Consider the following 4,602-nt stretch of genomic DNA (forward strand, 5'->3'; position numbering starts at 1 on the left):
CAGCGTGCTGCACGTCGGCGTGTCCCGCGAGACGGAGCTGCGGCGGTACGGGACGCCGCGCGAGCACGCCGCCGCGCACGGGCTCGACGCCGCGGGCGTGCGGCGCCGCGTCACGGCCCTGCTGGGCTGACGGGCGGCGGCGCGTCGCGGACGTCGAGGCCGGCGAGGTCGGGCGCGACCCACCCGCCGGGGCCGCGCTCGACCTCGAGCACCGCGATCGCCGTGCCGCGGTCCATCGGCAGCGGGCCGCCGATGCGGGGGGAGGGGCTGCCCGCGGCGTCCGGCTCCCACCGCACCGGGATCCCCTGGGCCGCCAGGGCGTCCTCGTCCACGACGACGAGCACCAGCGCCTCGGTGGCGTCGCCGTACACGTCGCGCAGGACGGCCGGCAGGCCGCTCGCCGTCGTCGCGTGCACGTGGCCCGCGTCGTCGACCAGGGTGCTGCGCGTCGCCACGTCGTACTCCCCGAACCGCCCGCAGGCCTCCCAGTCGTCGCTGAAGGCCACGTGCAGCAGCCGTCGTCCAGCCATCGGTCCTCCTCGTGCCGTACCGTCGATAATGAAACGCTGTCGTATCATTAGAGCATGGACATGACGACGGACCGTCCCGCCGCCCGCCGCGGGCGACCGCGGCGGGGCGAGACGGAGGCGCGGCGGGCGGCGATCCTCGACGCGGCCATCGCGCAGCTCGCCGAGCACGGGTTCGCGGGCACGACGATCGAGGGCGTCGCGGCGGCGGCCGGCGCGACCAAGCGCACGATCTACAGCCACTTCACCGACAAGCCCGGGCTCTTCCTCGCCGCCGTGGAGCGGCTGCACCGGCACGAGCAGGAGGGCCTGCACGCCGGGGCTGACCTGGAGGAGGTCGCGACCCGCGTCGTGCGCACGCTGCACGGCGACGACGCGGTGACGTTGCACCGGCTGGTGATCGCGGAGTCGCGCCAGCTGCCGCGGCTCGCCGCCGACTTCTACGAGCGAGGGCCGGCGCGCACGGTGGAGGTCCTCGCGACGCTGCTCGCCGCCGAGCACCCCGACCTCGACGCACTGCCGGAGCGGGCCGAGGAGCTGTACACGCTGCTGCTCGGCGAGCCCCACCGGCGCCGGCTGCTCGGCCTCGAGCCCGCGCCGTCCGCCGGGCGAGCGCGCGCGCAGGCCCGGCGGGCGATCCGCACCGTGCTCGGGCGCGCACCGGCCTAGGGTGATCGGGTGAGCAACGACGTGCGCAACATCGCGAGCGCCCTCGAGAGCATCCCCGAGCCCTGGCAGCCCCACCTGCTGGCGAGCGTCAACGACTACGCGGTGAAGGTGGTGAAGCTCGACGGCGAGTTCGTCTGGCACACGCACGACGACACCGACGAGCTGTTCCTCGTGCTCAGCGGCCGGCTCACCATCCAGCTCCGGGACCGGGACGTCGTCCTCGGGCCGCAGGACGTGTTCGTCGTGCCGCGGGGCGTCGAGCACTGCCCCAGGGCGGACGGCGAGGTGCACGCGCTGCTCGTCGAGCCGACCGCGACCCTCAACACCGGCGACGCCGGCGGCGAGCGGACCGCCCCGCTGCGCGAGCTGCGCTGAGCCCCCGGTGTCCGAGTCGACGCACGCGAGCGCGGCCTACGCGGCGCGCGCGGCGGAGTACACCGCGCTGTTCGGCTCGATGGCGGCCGTGCACGACGACGACCGGGACCTCGTCGCCCGGTGGGCCGCCGGGCTGAGCGGGCGGGTCGTCGACGCCGGGTGCGGGCCGGGCCACTGGACGGACTTCCTCGCGCGGCAGGGCCTGGAGGCGGAGGGAGTGGACCTCGCGGAGCCGTTCCTGGCGCGCGCCCGGGCCGCGTATCCCGGCGTCCCGTTCCGCCGCGCCGCGCTCGACGACCTCGGCGTGCCCGACGGCGCCCTCGGCGGCGTGCTCGCCTGGTACTCGGTCATCCACACCCCGCCGGAGGAGTTGGCGTGCGTGCTCGCAGAGCTCGCCCGCGCCGTCGCGCCGGGCGGCGGGCTGCTGCTCGGATTCTGCCGAGGACCGCGCGTCGAGCCGTTCGACCACGCGGTGGCGACCGCCTGGTTCTGGCCCGTCGACGAGCTGGTCGCGCGGGTCGAGCGGGCGGGCTTCGACGTCGTGGGGACGGCCGAGCGCACCGACCCCGGCGCCCGGCCGCACGGCGCGATCAGCGCGCGGCGTCGGGCGGCGGGTCCAGCGTGACGCGGCCGCCCTCGAGCGGGTCGTCGGGCACGGGCTGCACGAGCTCGGCGACCGGGCCCGCGCCGTCGCCGTAGGTCACCGGCGGGCGGATCCGGCCGAGGTAGAGGTCCTGCACCTCGTCGATGCCCTGGCCCGCGGGTCGTAGCCCCTCGCGCACGCTGCGCGACCGCACCACGCGCACGACCAGCGCCACGACGACCGCGCCCCAGAACGCCCACACGGGGACCGCCGCCCAGGGGCTTCCCGTCGCCTGGAGCGCGACGGCCACGCCCAGCAGCACGACGGCGCACAGCAGGACGGCCCAGCCTCGACGAGTCATCGGCGTCTCCTTCGACGCTCCGAGCCTACCGACGGCCTACCGGCGCAGCAGCCCCTGGGCGTACTGGTCGAGCACCGTGAGAACGCCCGGGTGCTCCCACACGCGGTTGCGCCGCAACCCGGTCCGCTCGATCAGGACGCCGGCATCGGCGAGCTGGGCGAGGGCGTTCTGCGCCGTCTGCCCCTTCATGCCCAGGTGATCGGCGAGGAAGCGGGCGTTCATGACGGGGTGGGACACCAGGTGCGGCACCACCCGCCATGCCGCGGCCTGTCGCCGGAGCCCGCTGAGCTGCGCGCGGGCGACGTCGACCTGCGCGGCGAGGTCGTCGACGAGCCGGGAGCCTGACGAGGCCGCGAAGCGTGCGGCGTCGGCGAACCGCTCCACGATCGGCCGCGCGTCGCCGTCGCGGTAGGCGGTCAGCGCCGCGAAGTACTGCTCGGTCTGCGTGAGCAGGCCCGCGGACACCGGTGCCGTCGTCGCGGACAGAACCCCTTTCGCCCGCAGGACGGAATGCACCATCGCGCGGCCTGTGCGTCCGTTGCCGTCGACGAACGGGTGAACGGTCTCGAAGTGTGCGTGCGCCACGGCCGCCTGGAACAGGACGGGCAGGTCGTCGCGACGGACGAAGGCGACCAGGTCCTCCATCGCGGCTGGCACGAGCGGCGCCTGGGGTGCGACGTGCGACGCGCCCCGAGGGCTGATCGCGCTCGTCCCGATCCACACGAGCTGGTCGCGCCAGCGCCCTGCGTGGCTCTCCCAGCCGCGCTGTCCCGACAGGAGCGCACGGTGCATCTCCAGGATCGCGTCGGTGTCGAGTCGGTCCGCCAGCGCGAGTGCGGCTTCCATGGCGCGGACGTTCGCGACGACGGTACGGGCGTTCGCCGAGGTCGACTGCTCGATCTCGGCGAGGGCAAGCTGCCGGGGCCCGACGGTGAGGTCCTCGATCTGGGACGACGACGCAGACTCCGTGCGCAGGAGGATCGAGCTCATCGGGCCGAGCGTCGGGCTCGTCGTCCCGAGGACCTTGGCCGCGTACTCGTCGAAGCGGCTGAGGGCAGCGGTAGCCTCCTCGACGTTCGCGGACAGGTCCGCAGGGACGTTCGGTACCCAGCTGGCGATCGTCGGCGGGACGGTCGAACGGTAGGGCCCGGACGCTGCAGCGCGCGCGGACCGGCTCGTCATCCCGTCGGAGTCGGCAACCCAGTACTCGTCGACGTACCCGAAGGCGGGGACCTTGACCATGAGGGTCATCTTAATCAAGGTTTCGGCGAAACCTTGATTAAGGCGCCCCGGCTAGTCCAGGTTGCGCAGAGCCGTCGGGATCGCCGTCTCCCCGGCGGAGAACCGGACGAAGCGGCCGACGGTCGCGGGCTCGCGCAGCGCGGCGGCCACGACCTGCGCGACGTCGGCGCGCGGCACGCTGGTGTCCGTCCCGGCGGGGACGGCGCCGGTCTCGGGCAGGACGGCGATGCGACCGGTCGGCGGCTCGTCCGTCAGGGTGCCGGGGCCGAGGATCGTCCAGTCCAGGTCGGTGGTGCGGAGGTGGTCGTCGGCGGCGAGCTTGGCGTCCGCGTAGGCGAAGAAGCCCGCGCTCTCGGGGACGCCGTGCTCCGGCGTCGAGCCGACCCAGGACACCATGACGTACCGGCGCACGCCGGCGCTCGCGGCGGCGTCCATGGAGCGGATCGCGGCGTCGCGGTCGACGGCGTAGGTGCGCTCCGGGTTGCCGCCGCCAGCCCCCGCGGACCACACGACGGCGTCCGCGCCGGCCAGGGCGGCGGCGATCTCGTCGGTGCTCGCGTGCTCGACGTCCAGCAGCGCGGGGTCGGCGCCGAGGTCGGCGACGCGGTCGACCTGTTCCGGCTTGCGCACCACGCCCACGACGTCGACCACCGGCCCGGTGCCGCCGTCGGCCAGCAGCGGGACGAGCTGCCGCGCGACCTTGCCGAGCGCGCCGATGACGACGACCTTCATGATGACCTCCGTGCGGGGCGAGGGACCGGACTCCCACCGTAAGCACCAGCGAGCGTGCCGCCACCGAGACAGGTCGGATCGGCAGTTCGTGCTCGGGGCGGCAGTTCGAACTG

General features: G+C 74.8%; 7 protein-coding genes. 3 read left to right on the forward strand and 4 right to left on the reverse strand.

Features of this window, described 5'->3' with window-relative positions; genetic code table 11:
* Positions 1-110: 110 nt before the first annotated feature.
* Positions 111-530, reverse strand: a complete 420-nt coding sequence (locus tag ACFUVW_RS19730) for a DUF952 domain-containing protein (protein WP_430572995.1) — start codon at positions 528-530, stop codon at positions 111-113.
* A gap of 54 nt (positions 531-584) precedes the next feature.
* Between ACFUVW_RS19730 and ACFUVW_RS19735 the strand changes: the two genes are divergently transcribed.
* The 3 genes from ACFUVW_RS19735 to ACFUVW_RS19745 are packed head-to-tail and all read left to right on the forward strand — an operon-like array spanning position 585 to position 2,196.
* Positions 585-1,196, forward strand: a complete 612-nt coding sequence (locus ACFUVW_RS19735) for a TetR/AcrR family transcriptional regulator (RefSeq protein WP_430572996.1) — start codon at positions 585-587, stop codon at positions 1,194-1,196.
* 9 nt (positions 1,197-1,205) lie between these two features.
* Positions 1,206-1,571, forward strand: a complete 366-nt coding sequence (locus tag ACFUVW_RS19740; RefSeq protein WP_430572997.1) for a cupin domain-containing protein — start codon at positions 1,206-1,208, stop codon at positions 1,569-1,571.
* 7 nt (positions 1,572-1,578) lie between these two features.
* The gene (locus ACFUVW_RS19745) at positions 1,579-2,196 is read left to right on the forward strand and encodes a class I SAM-dependent methyltransferase (RefSeq protein ID WP_430572998.1); all 618 of its coding nucleotides are present in this window, start codon (positions 1,579-1,581) and stop codon (positions 2,194-2,196) included.
* Here ACFUVW_RS19745 and ACFUVW_RS19750 read toward each other — a convergent pair.
* The 3 genes from ACFUVW_RS19750 to ACFUVW_RS19760 are packed head-to-tail and all read right to left on the reverse strand — an operon-like array spanning position 2,162 to position 4,492.
* Positions 2,162-2,515, reverse strand: a complete 354-nt coding sequence (locus ACFUVW_RS19750; RefSeq protein WP_430572999.1) for a hypothetical protein — start codon at positions 2,513-2,515, stop codon at positions 2,162-2,164. The genes ACFUVW_RS19745 and ACFUVW_RS19750 overlap by 35 nt on opposite strands.
* Positions 2,516-2,551: 36 nt before the next feature.
* Complete coding sequence (locus ACFUVW_RS19755; protein ID WP_430573000.1) at positions 2,552-3,757, reverse strand: Fic family protein; 1,206 nt, start codon at positions 3,755-3,757, stop codon at positions 2,552-2,554.
* 51 nt (positions 3,758-3,808) lie between these two features.
* Positions 3,809-4,492, reverse strand: coding sequence for an NAD(P)H-binding protein (locus ACFUVW_RS19760; RefSeq protein ID WP_430573001.1), 684 nt, complete (start codon positions 4,490-4,492; stop codon positions 3,809-3,811).
* Between the last annotated feature and the right edge of the window lie 110 nt (positions 4,493-4,602).

This window comes from Isoptericola sp. NPDC057391 (assembly GCF_042668085.1).
Classification (GTDB): domain Bacteria; phylum Actinomycetota; class Actinomycetes; order Actinomycetales; family Cellulomonadaceae; genus Isoptericola.

Coding starts and splice junctions, on each gene's coding strand:
- ACFUVW_RS19755 (WP_430573000.1), bottom strand. CDS start 3,757: ATGGTCAAGGTCCCCGCCTTCGGGTACGTCGACGAGTACTGGGTTGCC.
- ACFUVW_RS19750 (WP_430572999.1), bottom strand. CDS start 2,515: ATGACTCGTCGAGGCTGGGCCGTCCTGCTGTGCGCCGTCGTGCTGCTG.
- ACFUVW_RS19730 (WP_430572995.1), bottom strand. CDS start 530: ATGGCTGGACGACGGCTGCTGCACGTGGCCTTCAGCGACGACTGGGAG.
- ACFUVW_RS19735 (WP_430572996.1), top strand. CDS start 585: ATGGACATGACGACGGACCGTCCCGCCGCCCGCCGCGGGCGACCGCGG.